We start from the raw sequence: 16,311 nt of genomic DNA on the forward strand, positions 1-16,311 counted from the left end.
GCTAGGGGGTCAGCACAGGGCCTGGCTGGCCAGCGTATAGGTTTCGGCCCCCGACGGTGCAGGGCATCGGGTGGCGCCGGGTCGGGTCATCGCCACGCCGCCGCCAACAGGCAGCAGACCTGCGGCCTGCACAAGGTCGGCATGGCGGGCGCCTGCCGCGCTCAGATCCACCCGCAGAAAGCGCCCGGCATGACGGGCGATGGCCGCACGCATCAACAGATCTGCCGCATCGTCATCCCGCGCGGCAAGCGGCCCCATCAGATCGCCCCGACCAAAGGCCCGGCAGGCAACGAACCCTCGCAACCCACTGCCCGCGCGCAGCACAAAGACCGGCCCTTCGGCCATCAACCGCCCCAACAACACGCTGCGATCCATGCCGGTTGCGTCACGATCCAGCGCACAGATTTCCGGCAGATCGTCACCACGGGCAAGAACCGGGCCGTCCGGCGCGGGCAGCCCGATGGCCATGCCCTGAAACTGCCGGATCCGGCCTGTGGGGACAAAACCCAGCTTGGCATACAGCGGCTGACCGCTTTCCGTTGCGACCAGACGACATTCCCTGTCGCCGGCCTCGGCCACCAGTGCCTCCATCAGCTTGCGGCCCAGACCATGGCCGCGCATCGTGTCATCCACGATGATCATGTTGCAGGTCGCCGCATCGGTGCCATAGGGGGTCAGCACGGCGGTGCCGACCAGCCGGTCGCCTGCCAGAATGCCGAACCCTGGACCCATCGCCAGCAAGAAGGCCCACTCCTCGCGCCGATGCGGCCAGCTTTCCTGCGCAGACAGACGCTGCGCGGCGTCGAGATGGGTGGCATCAAGCCGGATCAGGGCGATTTCGGGCAAGGCGACGGTGGGCATGGCAACTCCTGCGGTCTTGGCCCAGGATAGCGCCGTGTCGCGGTGGTTCGGCGCCAAACCCGGTACCAGCCCGAAAGATTCTGCCAAAATCGCCCCCCCGCCCGGCGCAACCTGCCGTCCTGTGGGCCTGACGGCGGCCTCAGTATCCGCGCGCCGGATCCACCAGGCCCTTGGGGTCCAGCCCGGCCAGATGCAGACGCATGTTGGCAACCGTCGCCTCGGCGGCGCTGTCGGCCCGCGTATGTCCTGCGACATGCGGGGTCAGGATCACCTTGGGGTGGGACCAGAGCGGATGGTCCGCCGGCAGCGGCTCGGGCACCGTCACATCGACGAACGCGGCATCCAGATGTCCACTGTCCAGCGCCGCCAGCAAGGCATCCTGATCCATATGCGCGCCGCGCCCGATCTGCACCAATGCGGCACCTTTGGGCAGTCGGGCGAACAGATCGGCGTTCAGGATCCCCTTGGTCTCCGGGGTCAGCGGCAGCAGGCAGATCAGAATATCGGTCTGGGCCAACATCTGTGCCAGACCATCGGCGCCATGATGACAGTGCACGCCCTCGATCTCTTTGGGGGACCGGCTCCAGCCCGACAACTGGAATCCAAAGGGCCGCAGCGCCTCTAGCGAGGCAAGGCCAAGTTCCCCCAGCCCCAGAACCCCGACACGCCGCTGGTCGGCCCACTGGAACGGCAGATTCTTCCATTCGCCGCGCCGCTGCTGGTCGATATAGGCAGGCAGACGCCGATGCAGGGCCAGAACGCTCATCACCACATAGTCGCGCATCAGGGTGGTCAGCCCGCTTTCCACCATACGCACCAGCCGGGCCTTGGGGGGGATGGGCTTGCCCACGACCTGATCAATACCCGCCCCGACCGAAAAGATCAGTTCCAGATTGGGATAGAGGGTTTCAAGCTGGTCGGGAAAGCTCCAGGTCATCAGATAGCGCACATCCAGCGGGTCCACCGCTGCGGCATCGCTGACAAAGGGAACCTCGGGCAGATCACGCTCGAAATGGCGGCGGAACACCTCGACCCGTTCGGGAAAGGAAAGCATCAGGAAGGTCATGGCAGATCCTGTGGTAAGGCACCGCGCGGACCGCGCGGCGCGAGGGGGTCAGCGGGTTGCCCGTGCCATCGCGATCCGGTCCTGCATCCGGTACACCTGGATGAAGGCCGGCATGAAATAGGGCTTGCCGTTGTAGAACGGAATGAACGGCGGCGCCCGGAAATCAAAGGCAGACCGCGATGTGTCGTCATTGAGCAGCTTGAGCGCCGCCCGGCTGCCGATCCATGGTGCCCAGACCACCCCCGAGCCGCAAAAGCCGGTGGCATAGGTCAGGCCCTTGTTCTCGAAAATCCGTGGCAGCATGTCGCGGTGCATCGCCACATTGCCGAACCAGCTGTGGCTGAGGCCGACATCGGCCAGTTCGGGGAACAGTTCCACCAGCCCCTTGCGCAGCATATCCGTAGGCGCGGCAGGATCACCCGATTGCGAGGCATCGCGGCCCCCCAGCAGGATGCGCTTGCCATCCGGCGAGGGCCGGTAGTAGTAGCCCAACACCTTGCTTTCCCCACACATCATCAGCTTGGGCATCAGTTGGGACATCAGGCCCGGCGACAGTTCCTCGGTTGCAATGATGCGGCTGCGCACCGGCACCATCCGGCGGCGCAGGAACGGCGCCGCGCCATCGGTGTAGCCATTGGTGCAGATCAACACTTGCCGCGCCTTGATGGCCCCGGCCGAGGTGGTCACCTTGAACCCCGATACGTCCTTGTCGATGTTGGTGACGGCCACACCCGAATGCACACTGGCCCCAGCGGCCAGCGTCACCCGCAGAATCTCGGCATGGTATTTCGCAGGGTGCAACCCGCCGATATCCATACGGACCGAACCACCCCGGTAGTGATCGGTTCCAACATAGTTGCGCTGTTCGGCGTGGGGCACGGCATGGGACTCGATGCCCAGCGATTTCGCCAATGCTTCGGCGCTGCGGGCGAGGGCTTCGTAGTTTTCCTTGCCAATGGCACCATAGAACCGCCCGGTCATCTGGAAATCGCAGTCCAGTCCTTCGGTGCGGATGAAGTCATAGATGAATTCACGCGCGGCCTTGCCCTCGGCCTCGATGGCCTTGGCGCGGGCTTCGCCGTATTTCTTGACCAGTTCAGCGTAGGACAGCCGGATGTTACCACTGGTGATACCCCCGTTGCGGGACGAGGCACCCTCGCCGGGATTCATCTTGTCGAGTATCGTCACCGACCGGCCCGCGCGTGCCAGCGTCAGCCCCGCCGTCAACCCGGCATAGCCTGCGCCGACGATCACGACATCGGCCTGCCGGGCCAGCGGCTGGTCGGGCAGCGGCCGCACCGGCGCCGCCTCCCACCAATAGGGCGTGCTTTTTGCGGCGATGCGGGACTTTTCCATGATGGCCTTCTTGTGCTGGCGGGTCAGAGATGCCGGTCGAACTGGACGGCCCCGATGATCCAGAGGACCTCGGCTGGCGCGTCGCTGGAATTGCGCAGGAAATGCGGGCGCACGCTGTCAAAGACAAAGCTGTCGCCCTCGGTCATTTCGGCGACTTCACCATCGACGCTGAGCATCACCTTGCCCGCAAGGACAAGGCCACCCTTTTCCGCCGGATAGCTCAGCGCCTTGCCGCCCGATTCACCACCCGGTTCCAGACGCAGGATCATGATCTGAAGGTGATGGCGGTCTGTCGGGGTCAGCAGTTCCTTGTGCAGCGTCCCCAGGTCAATCACAGGGCGGTTTTCACGACGCCGGACGAAATGGGGGTCGGCATTGGACGGTGCGGCGGTGGCGACATCCCCGAACAGTTCCTGCATGGAGATGTTGAGCGCCCGCCGCAACGACGTCAGCAGCCGCATCGACGGATTGGCAAGCCCGCGTTCGACCTGACTGATCATCCCGACCGAAACACCCGACGCCTCGGCCAGACGTTGCAAGGACAGGCCCTTGGCCTTGCGCAGGTTGCGCAAGTTGCTTCCGACATGAGGGTCAGAGGCGCGTCCGTCGTCTGGCGGCGTGATACGCTCGTTCATTGCTCCTCCGCTCCTCGGGGCGTCAATGCCCGTGTGAGGGGACAGTCAGTGCAAAATAGTGAAATGCCCGTCGAAAACTTTCAATAGTGATAACGACCTGTGCACAGATAAAATTCCGAGTGAAAATGTGGCACCCCCTCGGATCAGGCAATAAATCAAGTAATACCAATACTATAGACGATTCTCGCCGCAGGAGCCACGCTTTCTTCACAAATTCAATTTCAATGGCTCTTGCTGAAATTTTCAATATATGTTCCATTTTCATGAGTCGCATCATCACGCGGTCAACAGGAGGCGCATGTGGGTTCAGCACCGGCAACCATCACGGCGGATGTGCAGGCCACGCTGTCGGTCCGCGATCTGACGGTCAGCCTGCCTGCCGGAATGGAACGGGCCCATGCTGTCGAACGCATCTCGTTCGACCTGATCTCGGGCCAGATCCTGTGCATCATCGGGGAATCAGGATCGGGAAAATCGGTAACGGCCAATGCGATCATGGGGTTGCTGCCCCGCGCGATCCGCGTTGCGGGCGGGTCGATCCGTCTGGGCGACACCGATATCCTGACCGCCGACCGCGAACATCTGCGCGGATTGCGCGGTCGCGTGGTGTCGATGATCTTTCAGGATCCGCTGTCGGCGCTGAACCCGCTGATGACGGTCGGCGCCCAGATCACAGAGGCGATGATGGCCCACGGGGTCGGCACCGCCGAATCGCGCCGTGCCCGCGCCATCGAACTGCTGACCGAAGTGGGCCTGCCCGACCCCGCGCTGATGTTCCACCAGTATCCCTTCCGCCTGTCCGGCGGGCAGCGCCAGCGCGTGATGATCGCCATGGCACTGGCGTTGGAGCCGTCGATCCTGATCGCGGACGAACCGACAACAGCTCTGGACGTGACCACTCAGGCACAAATCCTGGAACTGATCCGCGACATCCAGCGCCGCAAAGGCATGAGCGTGATGTTCATCACCCATGATTTCGGCGTGGTGGCCGAAATCGCCGACAGCGTCGTGGTGATGGAAAAGGGGCATATCGTCGAACAGGGCCCTGCCTCCAAGGTGCTCCGAACCCCCGATCATCCCTATACCAAGCGCCTGATTGCTGCGGTGCCGCATCTGACAGGCCAGGATCGTGTCCCGCCAACCACCAACGAGGTGGCACCGATCCTGACGGTAGAAAATCTGGTCAAGACCTATCGCAGCGGCAGCAAATGGCTGGGCAATGAACGCGTCGTGCCTGCGGTGAATGACATTTCCTTTGCCTTGCAACCGGGGCGCACGCTGGGCGTGGTGGGCGAAAGCGGTTCGGGCAAATCCTCGCTTGGCCGGCTGCTGGTCAAGCTGATGGACAGTGACAGTGGCCGTATCCTGTTCGAGGGCGCCGATATTGCCGCGATGAAGGAAGACCAGTTCCGCGCCTTGCGCCCCAAAATCCAGATGATCTTTCAGGATCCCTTCGCCTCGTTGAACCCCCGTTCGACCATCGGGCATATCCTGACGGTGGGCCCCATGGCGCACGGCGTGCCCCATGATCAGGCGCGGCAGGATGCGGTGGCCCTGTTGACCCATGTCGGGCTGGACGGTGGCGCCTATGGCCGCTACCCGCACGAATTTTCTGGCGGCCAGCGTCAGCGTATCGGCATTGCCCGCGCGTTGATGTTCAAGCCGAAGCTGCTGGTGGCGGATGAATCCGTCTCGGCGCTGGACGTGTCGATTCAGGCGCAAATCCTGAAGCTGCTGGATCAGGTTCAGCGCGAAACTGGCGTGGCGATGGTGTTCATCACCCATGACCTGCGCGTCGCCAGCCAGATTTGCGACGAAATCGCCGTGATGCAAAAGGGCAAGGTCGTAGAGATCGGCCCGCCTTCGCAAATATTCCTCAACCCCAAATCGGCCTACACCCGAGAGCTGGTGGCCGCCATTCCGGGCGAAGACCCCGGTGCATGATCGCGCACCGTCCCGACCAAGAACCAAGTGACAAAGCCAGACAGGGAGCTATCAAAATGGCAGCACAGAATGGAACGACCCGGCGCAGCGCGCTGAAACTGATGGGGATTCTTGGCGCGACGGGGCTGGTGGCCCCGCATCTGCTGGGCAAACCCGCCTTTGCCGCCGACAAGGCCGCGCCGTCGGGACGGATCATCGTCGGCATCTCGCAGGAGGTCACGGTTCTCAACCCGCTGATGGTCAAGATCGAAGTCGATGACGCGGTGCATTTCTCGGTCTTTGACGCGCTGTTCCGTGTCATGCCGGATGGCACGATCGTGCCGAACCTGGCTGCCGAAGTGCCGACACAGGACAATGGCGGCATTTCCGCCGACGGTCTGGAATGGCGGGTCAAGCTGCGTGACGACGTGAAGTGGCACGATGGGGCCCCCTTTACGGCAGAAGACGTGAAATACACGCTGGAGCTGATCGTCAACCCGAACTTCCGCAGCTGGCGCACCATTGGCCATTCGCTGGTCAAGGACATCACCGTCGTCTCGCCGACCGAGATCACGTGGAAGATGGAGCGCCCGTTCGCGCCCTATATGTCCTTCCTGACCGAGACCTTCATGGTGCCCAAGCACATCCTGGAAGCCGAGGCCGACCCGAACACCGCAGCGTTCAACCAGAACCCGATCGGCACCGGCGCCTTCAAGTTCCAGAACCGTGTTGCGGGTGACCTGGTCTCGTTGGTGGCCAACACCGACTATCACGGCGAAGGGCCCTATATCGAACAGCTGGTGTTCAAGTACATTCCCGATGGCACCGTGCTCTATACCCAGTTCAAGAGCGGCGACATCGACCTGCTGGGCCGTCAGTACATCACGCCTGACAACTATGAAGAAGCCTCGAAACTGCCGGGCAGGGTCGTGACTCTGGTGCCGTCGTCGTCGGTGGAATGCATCTACCTGAACAACGAGCGCCCGCAGTTCAAGGAACTCGCTGTGCGCGAGGCGATCTATGCCGCGATCGACAAATCCTCGATCATCGACGCGCTGTACTATGGCCTGCCGGAATCGGTCGAAACCTTCATGCCGCGCACGTCCTATTACAACAAGGCCGACCTGCCCAAGCATGAATTCAACCTGGATCATGCCCGCAAGCTACTGGACGATGCCGGCTGGGTGCCGGGTGCCGACGGGATTCGCGTCAAGGACGGTGTGCGGCTGGCCTTCAAGAACTCGACCACCTCGGGCAACCAGCTGCGCGAGCAACTGCAACAATTCATGCAGCAGACCCTGCGCGAAATCGGCGTCGAGATGACGATCGAGAACCTGCCCGCCGCCGTGATCTGGGGAGAGTTCTGGACCCAATCGCAGTTCGACAGCGTGGTTGTCGGCATCACCTTCCTGATTGGCGCCGATCCCGATGTGACCAACCGTTTCCATTCCACCGCCATCGCGGCACAGGGCGGACGCGGGTCCAACAACTCGCAGTTCAAGAACGCGCGGGTGGATGAACTGCTGGAGCAGGGCAGCCGTACATTCGACCCCGAGGCCCGCAAGGCGATCTATGACGAGGTGCAGGACATCATCCGCGCCGAACTGCCGTTCCTGCCGCTGTTCTCGGACAACTCCGCCCGCGGCTGGAAAGCCGGGATCGAAGGGGTCGAGCACAACGGCAACACCCGCAGCGAATCCTGGCACGCCGCTGCCTGGAAATGGGTAGGCTGATCCGACCATAACGTGCCGCCCGGCCCTGACTGCCGGGCGGCACACCCAACCCTGCCTGTTGTCCGGGTCGAATAGAGGGCCGAATGCTAGTATTCCTGCTGAACCGTCTGTGGCAGAGCATCATCCTGCTGGTGATCGTGTCGATCATCGGGTTCCTGGTGCTGAACCTCATGCCCGGTGGGCCGCTGGCGCAATTCACGCTGGACCCAGGCATGACCCAGGCTGACATCGAACGACTGTCCGAGCAGATGGGCCTGAACCGCCCGCTGCCCGTGCAATATGCCGACTGGGCCTGGCGGATGCTGCAAGGCGATTGGGGGACATCCTACCGCGATGGCGCCCCGGTGCTGGAGGTGATCCGCCGCCACCTGTTCGCCACGCTGTTGCTGATGGGGTCGTCCACGGTGATCGCCATCGCGCTTGGCACCTGGATCGGCATCCGCGGCGCGACGCACCAGTATTCCGGCTTTGACTATGCTGCGACCGTCGGCGCCATGATCGCCCTGTCGATCCCGACGTTCTGGTTCGGCCTGATCGGCATCTATGTCTTTTCGCTGGAACTTGGCTGGGTGCCAGCGGGCAACATGTACACGATCGGCAAGGAATCGGCGCTGAACTACCTGCACCACCTGATCCTGCCCAGCATCGTCCTGTCGCTGGTCAATGTCGCCACCTGGAGCCGCTACATGCGCTCGGCCACGCTGGACGTGATCAGCCAGGATTTCATCAAGACCGCCCGCGCCAAGGGCGTCCCGGAGCGCCGCGTGCTGCGCAAGCATGTGGTGGGCAATGCGCTGTTGCCGATGATCACCCTTGCGGGGATGCACCTGCCCTCGATTCTGGGTGGCGCGCTGGTGACCGAAACCGTGTTCACCTGGCCCGGCATGGGGCGGCTGTTCCTGGATAGCCTGGGGTACAGCGACTATCCCGTCGTGATGGGGTTGCTGATGTTTTCGGCCATCCTGACCCTGCTTGGAAACCTGATCGCCGATATCGTCGTGGCGATGGTTGATCCGCGCATCCGCCTTGGCTGACGCGACCCGGAGGATTTATCCATGACTACCCTTGCCGCTTCCTCGTCGGGCCGCAGCCGCTGGTGGCAGAACCGCGCCGTGCGCAAGTTCATGCGCCACCGTCTGGCCCTGGTGGGCATGGTGATGATCACGGCGCTGACCTTGGCCTGCATCGTCGGCCCGTGGCTGCTGCCCTATGATTCACTGCACATCGACCTGCGCGCGCGTTTTGCCCCGCCGCTGACCGGACAGCATTATCTGGGCACCGACCCGCTGGGCCGCGATATTGCCGCACGTCTGCTGGAGGCCGGGCGCATCTCGCTGCTGGTCGGCTTTGCCGCGATGCTGTTGTCAACGCTGATCGGTGCGGTGATCGGCGTGGTCGCGGGCTATCGCGGCGGTTGGATCGGCGCCACGCTGATGCGTCTTGTGGACGCGTTTCTGGCCTTTCCCTCGATCTTTCTGGTTCTGGCGCTGGCCGCGCTGCTAAAGCCCAGCCCGACGATGATCACCGTGATCATTGCCGTCACCAGTTGGATGGAGGTGGCGCGCATCGTCGAGGCAGAGGTTCGGTCACTTCGCGAGCGGGAATTCGTGCTGGCGGGCCGTATGCTGGGCCTTTCGGGCGCGCATATCATGTTCCGCGAGATCCTGCCGAATGTCATCGGCCCGATCATCGTGGCGGCAACGCTGACCGTTGCCCGTGCCATCCTGCTAGAGGCCTATGTCAGCTTTCTGGGCTATGGCATCCAGCCACCGCTGCCAAGCTGGGGCAACATGCTGAACGGCGCGCAACAGTATCTGGACAAGGCGCCATGGCTGGCCATCATTCCCGGCCTGACCATCACTATCGCCGTGACCAGCTTCAACTTCATTGGCGATGGCTTGCGCGACGCGCTGGATGTGCGCAACGACCGGATGTAGGATGTGAGGGTTGAATGTGAAAACGGGGGCCAATGGCCCCCGTATCTGCATGATGTTCTGGCCGGGTGCGGCCTCAGCCCAGACGGGCCAGCACGGCTGCCGCGATCGCATCTGTCTTGTCCTTGCCCGGCACGGTTCCGATACCCGCTGCCGTCGCGCCTTCGATCGCCGCCATCACGCGCGCGGCTGCCGCGCCTTCGCCCAGATGCTCCAGCATCATCGCGCCCGACCAGATCGTGGCAATGGGGTTGGCGATGCCCAGATGCGCAATATCGGGGGCCGACCCATGCACCGGCTCGAACATCGACGGCGCCGAACGGTCGGGGTTGATATTGGCCGAGGCCGCATAGCCCAGCCCGCCCTGAATGGCCGCGCCCAGATCGGTCAGGATGTCGCCAAACAGGTTCGAGGCGACAACCACGTCCAGGCTTTCAGGGGCCATGACCATCCGCGCGGCCATGGCGTCGATGTGATAGCGGCTGACCTCGACGTCGGGGTAATCGGTGGCCAGCCGGTCGGTCATCTCGTCCCAGAACACCATCGAATATTTCTGCGCATTGGATTTCGTGACCGAGGCCAGCTTGCCCCGCCGCTTGCGCGCCTGTTCAAAGCCAAAGCGCAAAATCCGTTCGACCCCCGCCCGCGTGAAGATCGAGGTTTCCACCGCCACCTCGTCCGCCGTGCCCTGATGCACGCGGCCGCCCGCGCCGGAATATTCGCCTTCGGTGTTCTCGCGGATGCACAGGATGTCGAACCCTTCGGCACGCAGGGGGCCGGTGACGCAGGGCAACAGGCGATGCGGGCGGATGTTGGCATATTGCACGAACGCCTTGCGGATCGGCAGCAGCAACCCGTGCAGCGATACCGCATCCGGCACCGTCGCAGGCCAGCCAACCGCGCCCAGCAGGATGGCATCATATCCGCGCAGGATTTCGATGCCATCTTCGGGCATCATGCGGCCGGTCTTGACCCAGGTTTCGCAAGACCAGTCGAACCACTCTCCCTCCAGCGTGGCCCCGTCCAGCGCCGTGGCGCGGGTCAGCACCTCCCATGCGGCGCGGGTCACATCGGGGCCGATTCCGTCACCGGGAATAAGGGCGATACGGTGGGCGGGCATGGCGGTCTCCTTCTGCATTTGCCCCAGCATCGCAGGAATGCACGCGATATGCTGCCGTCATGCAGGCAATTCCAGCAGGACCTGCGGCGAAACAGGGCGGAACGGCAGGAGTTTTCGGCCGAACCGATCCATCCTGCCAGAATGGCAACCAAGGAAAACACCATGCATGGACTGGCCGACACCGATCTTTTCCGCGACACCTGCCTGATCGGGGGCCAATGGCGCGCAGCGTCGGACGGGGCAACCATTGCCGTGCTGAATCCGGCGACAGGCAAGGAACTGGGCCGCGTGCCGGACTGCACCGCCGACGATACCCGCGCCGCCATCGCCGCTGCCGGGGCCGCTTTTGGCCCGTGGAAGGCCCGGACCGCCGCCGACCGCGCCGCGTTGCTGGACCGCTGGTTTGCGCTGGTGGCCGCACATGCCGACGATCTGGCCCGCCTGCTGACATTGGAACAAGGCAAGCCACTGGCCGAGGCGAAGGGCGAGATCGCCTATGGCAATTCCTTCATCAAATGGTTCGCCGAAGAGGCGCGGCGCATTTGCGGATCCACCATCCCGTCCCCCACGGCCAACCGCCGGATCCTTGTGCTGAAAGAGGCGGTCGGTGTCTGCGCCATCATCACACCTTGGAACTTTCCCAACGCCATGATCACCCGCAAGGTGGCGCCCGCGCTGGCGGCGGGTTGCACCGTGGTGATCAAGCCGTCGGATTTCACCCCCTATTCGGCGCTGGCACTGGCCGTGCTGGCCGAACGCGCAGGGATCCCGCCGGGCGTGATCAACGTGCTGACCGGGATGCCGCAGGCGATTGGCGCAGAATTGACCGCCAACCCCGTCGTGCGCAAACTGTCCTTCACCGGATCCACCCGCATCGGCGCGCTGCTGATGGAACAATGCGCCCCCACGCTGAAGCGGCTGTCGCTGGAACTGGGCGGCAACGCGCCGTTCATCGTGTTCGACGATGCCGATCTGGACGCCGCGGTCGAAGGCGCGATCCAGTCGAAATTCCGCAACGGTGGCCAGACCTGCGTCTGCGCCAACCGCATTCTGGTGCAGGACGGCATCTATGACGCCTTTGCCGACCGTCTGGCCGCCCGTGTCAACGCGATGAAGGTCGGCGACGGCTTGGCACAGGGCACCGAGATCGGCCCCATGATCAACGCCGCTGCGGTGGACAAGATCAACCGCCATGTCGCAGATGCGCTGGCCAAGGGCGCCAGCGTGATGTCCGGCGCCGCCCCCGGCCCCGATGGCGCGCAATATGTGACCCCCGTGGTCCTGCGCGATGCCACCACCGCCATGCAACTGGCCACCGAGGAAACCTTTGGCCCCGTCGCCCCCCTGTTCAGGTTTGAAACCGAGGATCAGGCGGTAGCGATGGCCAATGATACCCCCTTTGGCCTTGCCGCCTATTTCTACACCCGCGATCTGGCCCGCGCCTTCCGTGTCGGCGAGGCGTTGGACTCCGGGATGGTCGGGCTGAACACCGGCCTGATCTCGACCGAGGTGGCGCCCTTTGGCGGCGTCAAGCAATCGGGGCTGGGCCGCGAAGGCTCGCATCTGGGGATCGAGGAATATCTCGAGGTCAAGACGTTCCATATCGGCGGTCTCTGACCACCGGGGCGGATGCTCCCCCGCCTTGTGAAACGGGCCCGGTCCTGCCGGGCCCGTTTCCCTTACAGCCCGATCAGGACCGATTTCTGACGCCGGTTCGCCTGATAGGCCGCGCGGCCCAGATCCTTGCCCAGCCCCGAGGATTTGTAGCCCCCCGTCGGCAGGATATGGTCCAGCGAACGGTTGTAGCGGTTGACCCAGACGGTCCCGGCCTCCAACGCGCGCGTCACCCGCACCGCCCGCGACAGATCCCGCGTGAAGACGCCTGCGCACAGGCCATAGGTAGGATGGCTGGCCAGCGCAATCGCCTCGTCCTCGGTGGCGAATGTCTGCACCGTCAGGACGGGGCCAAAGATTTCCTCGGTTACGGCAGGAGAGGTTTCGCCGACCCCCGACAGGATCGTCGGGCGGTAGAAATACCCCGGCCTGTCGAACCGTTCGCCGCCGCAGATCAACTCGGCGCCCTGGGCCACCGCAGCCTGCACGATACCGTCGATCCGGTCCAACTGGCGGGCCGAGATGATGGGCGAAAACGGCGTGCCACCATCCCAGGTATTGCCCGGCACCAGCAGGGCCATCGCCGCGCGGATGCGGTCGACCAGCGCGCCAGCCACGCTTTCATGCACCAGCAGGCGCGATCCCGAAACGCAAGCCTGCCCGGCGTTCGAGGTGATGCCCGCCGCCACACAGCGCGCGGCCAGGTCCAGATCGGCGTCGTCGAACACCAGTTGCGGGGATTTGCCGCCCAGTTCCAGCGTCATCGGCTTGACCCCATGACGGGCGATATTGGCCATGATCGCCTGCCCTGCCCCGGTCGATCCGGTAAAGCTGATCTTGGCAATCTCTGGGTGCCCGGTGATGGCGTTTCCGGTGACAGGCCCATTGCCCAGTACGACATTCACCAGCCCCGGCGGCAAGCCCGCGCGTTCGGCCAATTCCACCATGTACAATGTGGAAAACGGTGTCATTTCAGACGGTTTCAGCACAACTGCATTCCCCGCCGCCAGGGCCGGCCCCAGTTTCCACGCGGCCATCGAGACCGGAAAGTTCCACGGGGTGATGGCGCCCACCACGCCATAGGGTTCCGACAGGATCATGCCAAGCGAGCTGTCATCGGTCGGCACGACATCGCCGCCTTCCTTGTCGGCGAATTCGGCAAAGAACCGGATCTGTTCGGCGGAAATGGCAATGTCGCCTGCTGCTGCCGCATCGACCGGGCGGGTGGAGGCCACCGCCTCCAGCTGCGCCAGCCGTGGCGCCTCGGCCAGCATCAGATCGGCCCAGGCGTGCAGCACCCTGACCCGGTCGCGTGGGCGGATGCCGGCCCAGCCGCTGGATTTCAGCGCCGCGCGGGCGGTCTGTACCGCCTCGTCCACCAGCACCGCATCGGCGACAGGACAGTCGGCAAACCCTGCGCCATCGCTGGGCCGCTGCAACGCCAGTTGCCCCACCGCCGGGCGATAGCGCCCACCGACATAATGGCCCTGGGGCAGCGAGAGGTCATCGGGGGCAAAGCGCAGGGTCATGTCAGGCTCCTTCAGGTCGGCGTCAGTCTAGCAGGGGTGGTGCGCGGTGGTGAGGGCGCAGTGAGGGGCATGGCAGAAGCGGCTGCTTTCCTGTCCGACATCCGCGCAACAATCTGCGGCATGCCGATCTGCGCCATGATCGGCCGCCGGATGGGTGCCGAACGAAAGGATCGGCTGTTCCGGCCCGCGCTTTGGCACGATGTCCTGCGCAAGCCGTGCAAGACTGGACCCTCCGAAATCCTTGGAGCAACCATGTCCCTTCTCAAGACCATTTCCATCGCCAATGCCGCCGAAGCGCGTCAGTCGAAATCCGACCCGGATCGTCTGATTGCGGGCGACCCTAGCTTTACCACATGGGCCGTCGACGCCTCGCGCGATGGGCAGGTGGATACCGGCATCTGGGAGGCCACGCCCGGCACCACCCGGTCGATCAAGGGCGAAGCCTATGAATTCTGCCACATTCTTGAAGGTGTGGTCGAACTGACCGAGGATGGCCATGATCCGGTGATCTATCGTGCCGGGGACAGTTTTGTCATGAAACCCGGCTATGTGGGCACCTGGCACACCATTGAAAAGGTGCGCAAGATCTACGTCTTTGTGACCTGAACGGCACGCAGGGGGTAGGCGGCACCGCCTGCCCCCGTTCAGGTCGCGGCAGAGCGCGGCACGATCTCCGTATCCTGGACATGCAGCTTCAGCCGCACGGTTTCGCCCGGACGCGGCAGGGTTGCCGTGTTGTAGTGGTGACTGGGAATGCGGAACCCGATCTCGGCCCCGCCGGGCAACGCGACCTCGGCCTTCAGGCTTTCCCCCTGGAATACCACATCGCGCACCGTGCCGGACAGATAGTTGCTGTCCGCCGCCGCCTCGTCCGGCTCGCAGGGCAACAGCGCCTCGGCCTGCAACGCGATCAGCAGTTGATCGCCGGACGGCAATGCCCGCGCGCTGCGCAGGACGGCATCCCCCAGCCGCACCGTATCCACCCCTGCACGGGCAACCGGCACAAGGGTGGACTCGCCGACGAACCCGGCAACGAAATCATCCGCCGGGCTGGCATACAGCGCGCGCGGACTGTCGATCTGGACGATACGGCCCGCATTCATCACGGCGACCCGGTCCGACATGGTCAGCGCCTCGCGCTGGTCATGGGTGACATAGACGATGGTCGCGCCCAGCTTGGCATGGAGGCTGCGCAGCTCCATCTGCATCGTCTCGCGCAGGTTCTTGTCCAGTGCCGACAGCGGTTCGTCCATCAGGATCAGCCGCGGTTCGAAGACGATGGCGCGCGCCAGGGCCACACGTTGCCGTTGGCCGCCGGACAACTTGGCGATGGGCCGCGCGCCATAGCCCGACAGTTCCACCGTGGCCAGCGCCTTGTCCACACGGGCCATAATCTCGGCATTCAGCATCTTGCGGGCCCGCAGCGGAAAGGCGATGTTTTCCGCCACCGACAGATGCGGGAACAGCGCGTAGTTCTGAAAGACGACGCCGATATCACGTTTTTGCGGCGGCAACAGCGTCACATCGGCATCGCCAAACCAGACCCGCCCCGAGCTGGGCCGCGCAAAGCCGCCGATGATTTGCAGCATGGTTGTCTTGCCGGATCCCGAAGGGCCAAGGATCGACACGAACTCGCCCGCGCGGATATCCAGCGACACCCCTTTGAGCGCATGGAACGTGCCATAGGTCTTGGTCAGGTCGGCCACCCGGACGGGAACGAAATTGGTGGTCATGCAGGTGGTCCTTTCATGCGTGCCCGGTCCGGGCCTTGCGGCCGCGCAGGCTGGAGATGATGACAAGCGCAAAGGAGATCGAGATCAGAACCGAACTGATCGCCGCGATGGTCGGGTCAATCTCGTTGCGCAGGCTCATGAACATGCGGCGCGGCAGGGTCTGGTTCTCGCCCCCGGCGATAAAGATCGACACGACGGTTTCGTCCAGCGCGCCGATAAAGGCGAACAGGCCGCCCGTGATGACCGAAGGCCGGATCTGCGGCAGCGTCACCTTCATGAAGGCGGTCAGGCGGCTCACCCCCAGACTGCGCGCCACGTCTTCCTGGTTCATGTCGAACGACCGCAGGCCGGCCAGCACGGCGATGAACACATAGGGCAGGTTCATCATGGCAAAGGCGAACACCAACCCGGTCTTGGTCGCCACCAGCCCGACCTGCGCATAGACCATGTAAAGCCCCGCTGCCAGGATGATCACCGGCACCATCACCGGCGTCAGCAGCACGATCTGCATCCGCCGCACCAGTTTCGACTGCGAGACATTGGCGGCATAGGCCGCAGCGGTGCCGATGGGCACGGTGATCAGCGTGGTGAGCGTGGCCAGCAGAAAGCTGTTCCACGTCGCATCCATCCAGTCACGGTTGCCGAAATACGCCTCGTACCAACGCAGGCTGAGCACCTTGGGCGGAAAAGACAGGAAGCGCGAGTCGGAGAACGACATCACAAAGACGATGACGATGGGCATCACCATGAAGAACAGGATCAGCGCCGTAACGATCCACAGGGCAAGGCGGGACAGGGTCATGGCAT

At 63.9% G+C, this 16,311-nt stretch carries 14 protein-coding genes; 6 read left to right on the forward strand and 8 right to left on the reverse strand.

All coding sequences use genetic code 11. From position 1 onward, the window contains the following. Positions 1-9: 9 nt before the first annotated feature. The 4 genes from BW970_RS10430 to BW970_RS10445 form a co-directional block, all read right to left on the reverse strand. Positions 10-861 carry a GNAT family N-acetyltransferase gene (locus tag BW970_RS10430; protein WP_076530934.1) on the reverse strand — a complete coding sequence of 284 codons (852 nt, stop codon included), beginning with the start codon at positions 859-861 and terminating at the stop codon, positions 10-12. Positions 862-1,000: 139 nt separating this feature from the next. Then, positions 1,001-1,927 carry a 2-hydroxyacid dehydrogenase gene (locus BW970_RS10435; protein ID WP_076530936.1) on the reverse strand — a complete coding sequence of 309 codons (927 nt, stop codon included), beginning with the start codon at positions 1,925-1,927 and terminating at the stop codon, positions 1,001-1,003. Between the two features lie 48 nt (positions 1,928-1,975). Then, positions 1,976-3,283 (reverse strand): NAD(P)/FAD-dependent oxidoreductase, encoded by a 1,308-nt coding sequence (locus tag BW970_RS10440; protein WP_076530938.1) that lies wholly within the window; start codon positions 3,281-3,283, stop codon positions 1,976-1,978. 23 nt (positions 3,284-3,306) lie between these two features. Continuing rightward, complete coding sequence (locus BW970_RS10445; protein WP_076530940.1) at positions 3,307-3,918, reverse strand: helix-turn-helix domain-containing protein; 612 nt, start codon at positions 3,916-3,918, stop codon at positions 3,307-3,309. 300 nt (positions 3,919-4,218) lie between these two features. Between BW970_RS10445 and BW970_RS10450 the strand changes: the two genes are divergently transcribed. The 4 genes from BW970_RS10450 to BW970_RS10465 all read left to right on the forward strand — a co-directional run bounded on the left by BW970_RS10450 (position 4,219) and on the right by BW970_RS10465 (position 9,511). Beyond that, entirely contained in the window at positions 4,219-5,862 is a 1,644-nt protein-coding gene (locus BW970_RS10450; protein ID WP_076530942.1) for an ABC transporter ATP-binding protein, read from the forward strand. Between the two features lie 56 nt (positions 5,863-5,918). Continuing rightward, positions 5,919-7,574, forward strand: coding sequence for a peptide ABC transporter substrate-binding protein (locus BW970_RS10455; protein WP_076530944.1), 1,656 nt, complete (start codon positions 5,919-5,921; stop codon positions 7,572-7,574). Between the two features lie 83 nt (positions 7,575-7,657). Continuing rightward, positions 7,658-8,608 carry an ABC transporter permease gene (locus BW970_RS10460; RefSeq protein ID WP_076530946.1) on the forward strand — a complete coding sequence of 317 codons (951 nt, stop codon included), beginning with the start codon at positions 7,658-7,660 and terminating at the stop codon, positions 8,606-8,608. A gap of 21 nt (positions 8,609-8,629) precedes the next feature. After that, positions 8,630-9,511 (forward strand): ABC transporter permease, encoded by an 882-nt coding sequence (locus BW970_RS10465; RefSeq protein WP_076530949.1) that lies wholly within the window; start codon positions 8,630-8,632, stop codon positions 9,509-9,511. A gap of 73 nt (positions 9,512-9,584) precedes the next feature. On the opposite strand, the gene BW970_RS10470 is transcribed toward BW970_RS10465, so the two are convergent. After that, positions 9,585-10,628 carry a tartrate dehydrogenase gene (locus BW970_RS10470; protein ID WP_076531123.1) on the reverse strand — a complete coding sequence of 348 codons (1,044 nt, stop codon included), beginning with the start codon at positions 10,626-10,628 and terminating at the stop codon, positions 9,585-9,587. Between the two features lie 162 nt (positions 10,629-10,790). On the opposite strand from BW970_RS10470, the gene BW970_RS10475 reads away from it, so the two are divergent. Continuing rightward, complete coding sequence (locus BW970_RS10475; RefSeq protein ID WP_076531125.1) at positions 10,791-12,245, forward strand: NAD-dependent succinate-semialdehyde dehydrogenase; 1,455 nt, start codon at positions 10,791-10,793, stop codon at positions 12,243-12,245. 62 nt (positions 12,246-12,307) lie between these two features. Here BW970_RS10475 and BW970_RS10480 read toward each other — a convergent pair whose 3' ends face one another. Beyond that, positions 12,308-13,771 (reverse strand): aldehyde dehydrogenase family protein, encoded by a 1,464-nt coding sequence (locus BW970_RS10480; RefSeq protein ID WP_076530952.1) that lies wholly within the window; start codon positions 13,769-13,771, stop codon positions 12,308-12,310. Positions 13,772-14,023: 252 nt separating this feature from the next. Here BW970_RS10480 and BW970_RS10485 point away from each other — a divergent pair, with 252 nt between their 5' ends. Then, positions 14,024-14,377, forward strand: a complete 354-nt coding sequence (locus tag BW970_RS10485; RefSeq protein ID WP_076531127.1) for a cupin domain-containing protein — start codon at positions 14,024-14,026, stop codon at positions 14,375-14,377. A gap of 38 nt (positions 14,378-14,415) precedes the next feature. Here the strand turns inward: BW970_RS10485 and BW970_RS10490 are convergent, their stop codons facing one another. Further along, a complete protein-coding gene (locus BW970_RS10490; protein WP_076530954.1) occupies positions 14,416-15,504 on the reverse strand; it encodes an ABC transporter ATP-binding protein in 1,089 nt (362 codons plus the stop codon). Positions 15,505-15,517: 13 nt separating this feature from the next. Continuing rightward, a complete protein-coding gene (locus BW970_RS10495) occupies positions 15,518-16,306 on the reverse strand; it encodes an ABC transporter permease (RefSeq protein WP_076530956.1) in 789 nt (262 codons plus the stop codon). Between the last annotated feature and the right edge of the window lie 5 nt (positions 16,307-16,311).

Source organism: Gemmobacter megaterium (assembly GCF_900156815.1).
GTDB classification, from domain to species: Bacteria; Pseudomonadota; Alphaproteobacteria; order Rhodobacterales; family Rhodobacteraceae; genus Wagnerdoeblera; species Wagnerdoeblera megaterium.

Bases quoted from the DNA above. Each gene is read 5' to 3' on its own strand.
- BW970_RS10445 (WP_076530940.1), bottom strand. From the start codon at position 3,918: ATGAACGAGCGTATCACGCCGCCAGACGACGGACGCGCCTCTGACCCT.
- BW970_RS10480 (WP_076530952.1), bottom strand. From the start codon at position 13,771: ATGACCCTGCGCTTTGCCCCCGATGACCTCTCGCTGCCCCAGGGCCAT.
- BW970_RS10490 (WP_076530954.1), bottom strand. From the start codon at position 15,504: ATGACCACCAATTTCGTTCCCGTCCGGGTGGCCGACCTGACCAAGACC.
- BW970_RS10495 (WP_076530956.1), bottom strand. From the start codon at position 16,306: ATGACCCTGTCCCGCCTTGCCCTGTGGATCGTTACGGCGCTGATCCTG.
- BW970_RS10440 (WP_076530938.1), bottom strand. From the start codon at position 3,283: ATGGAAAAGTCCCGCATCGCCGCAAAAAGCACGCCCTATTGGTGGGAG.
- BW970_RS10475 (WP_076531125.1), top strand. From the start codon at position 10,791: ATGCATGGACTGGCCGACACCGATCTTTTCCGCGACACCTGCCTGATC.
- BW970_RS10430 (WP_076530934.1), bottom strand. From the start codon at position 861: ATGCCCACCGTCGCCTTGCCCGAAATCGCCCTGATCCGGCTTGATGCC.
- BW970_RS10470 (WP_076531123.1), bottom strand. From the start codon at position 10,628: ATGCCCGCCCACCGTATCGCCCTTATTCCCGGTGACGGAATCGGCCCC.
- BW970_RS10460 (WP_076530946.1), top strand. From the start codon at position 7,658: ATGCTAGTATTCCTGCTGAACCGTCTGTGGCAGAGCATCATCCTGCTG.
- BW970_RS10435 (WP_076530936.1), bottom strand. From the start codon at position 1,927: ATGACCTTCCTGATGCTTTCCTTTCCCGAACGGGTCGAGGTGTTCCGC.
- BW970_RS10485 (WP_076531127.1), top strand. From the start codon at position 14,024: ATGTCCCTTCTCAAGACCATTTCCATCGCCAATGCCGCCGAAGCGCGT.
- BW970_RS10455 (WP_076530944.1), top strand. From the start codon at position 5,919: ATGGCAGCACAGAATGGAACGACCCGGCGCAGCGCGCTGAAACTGATG.
- BW970_RS10465 (WP_076530949.1), top strand. From the start codon at position 8,630: ATGACTACCCTTGCCGCTTCCTCGTCGGGCCGCAGCCGCTGGTGGCAG.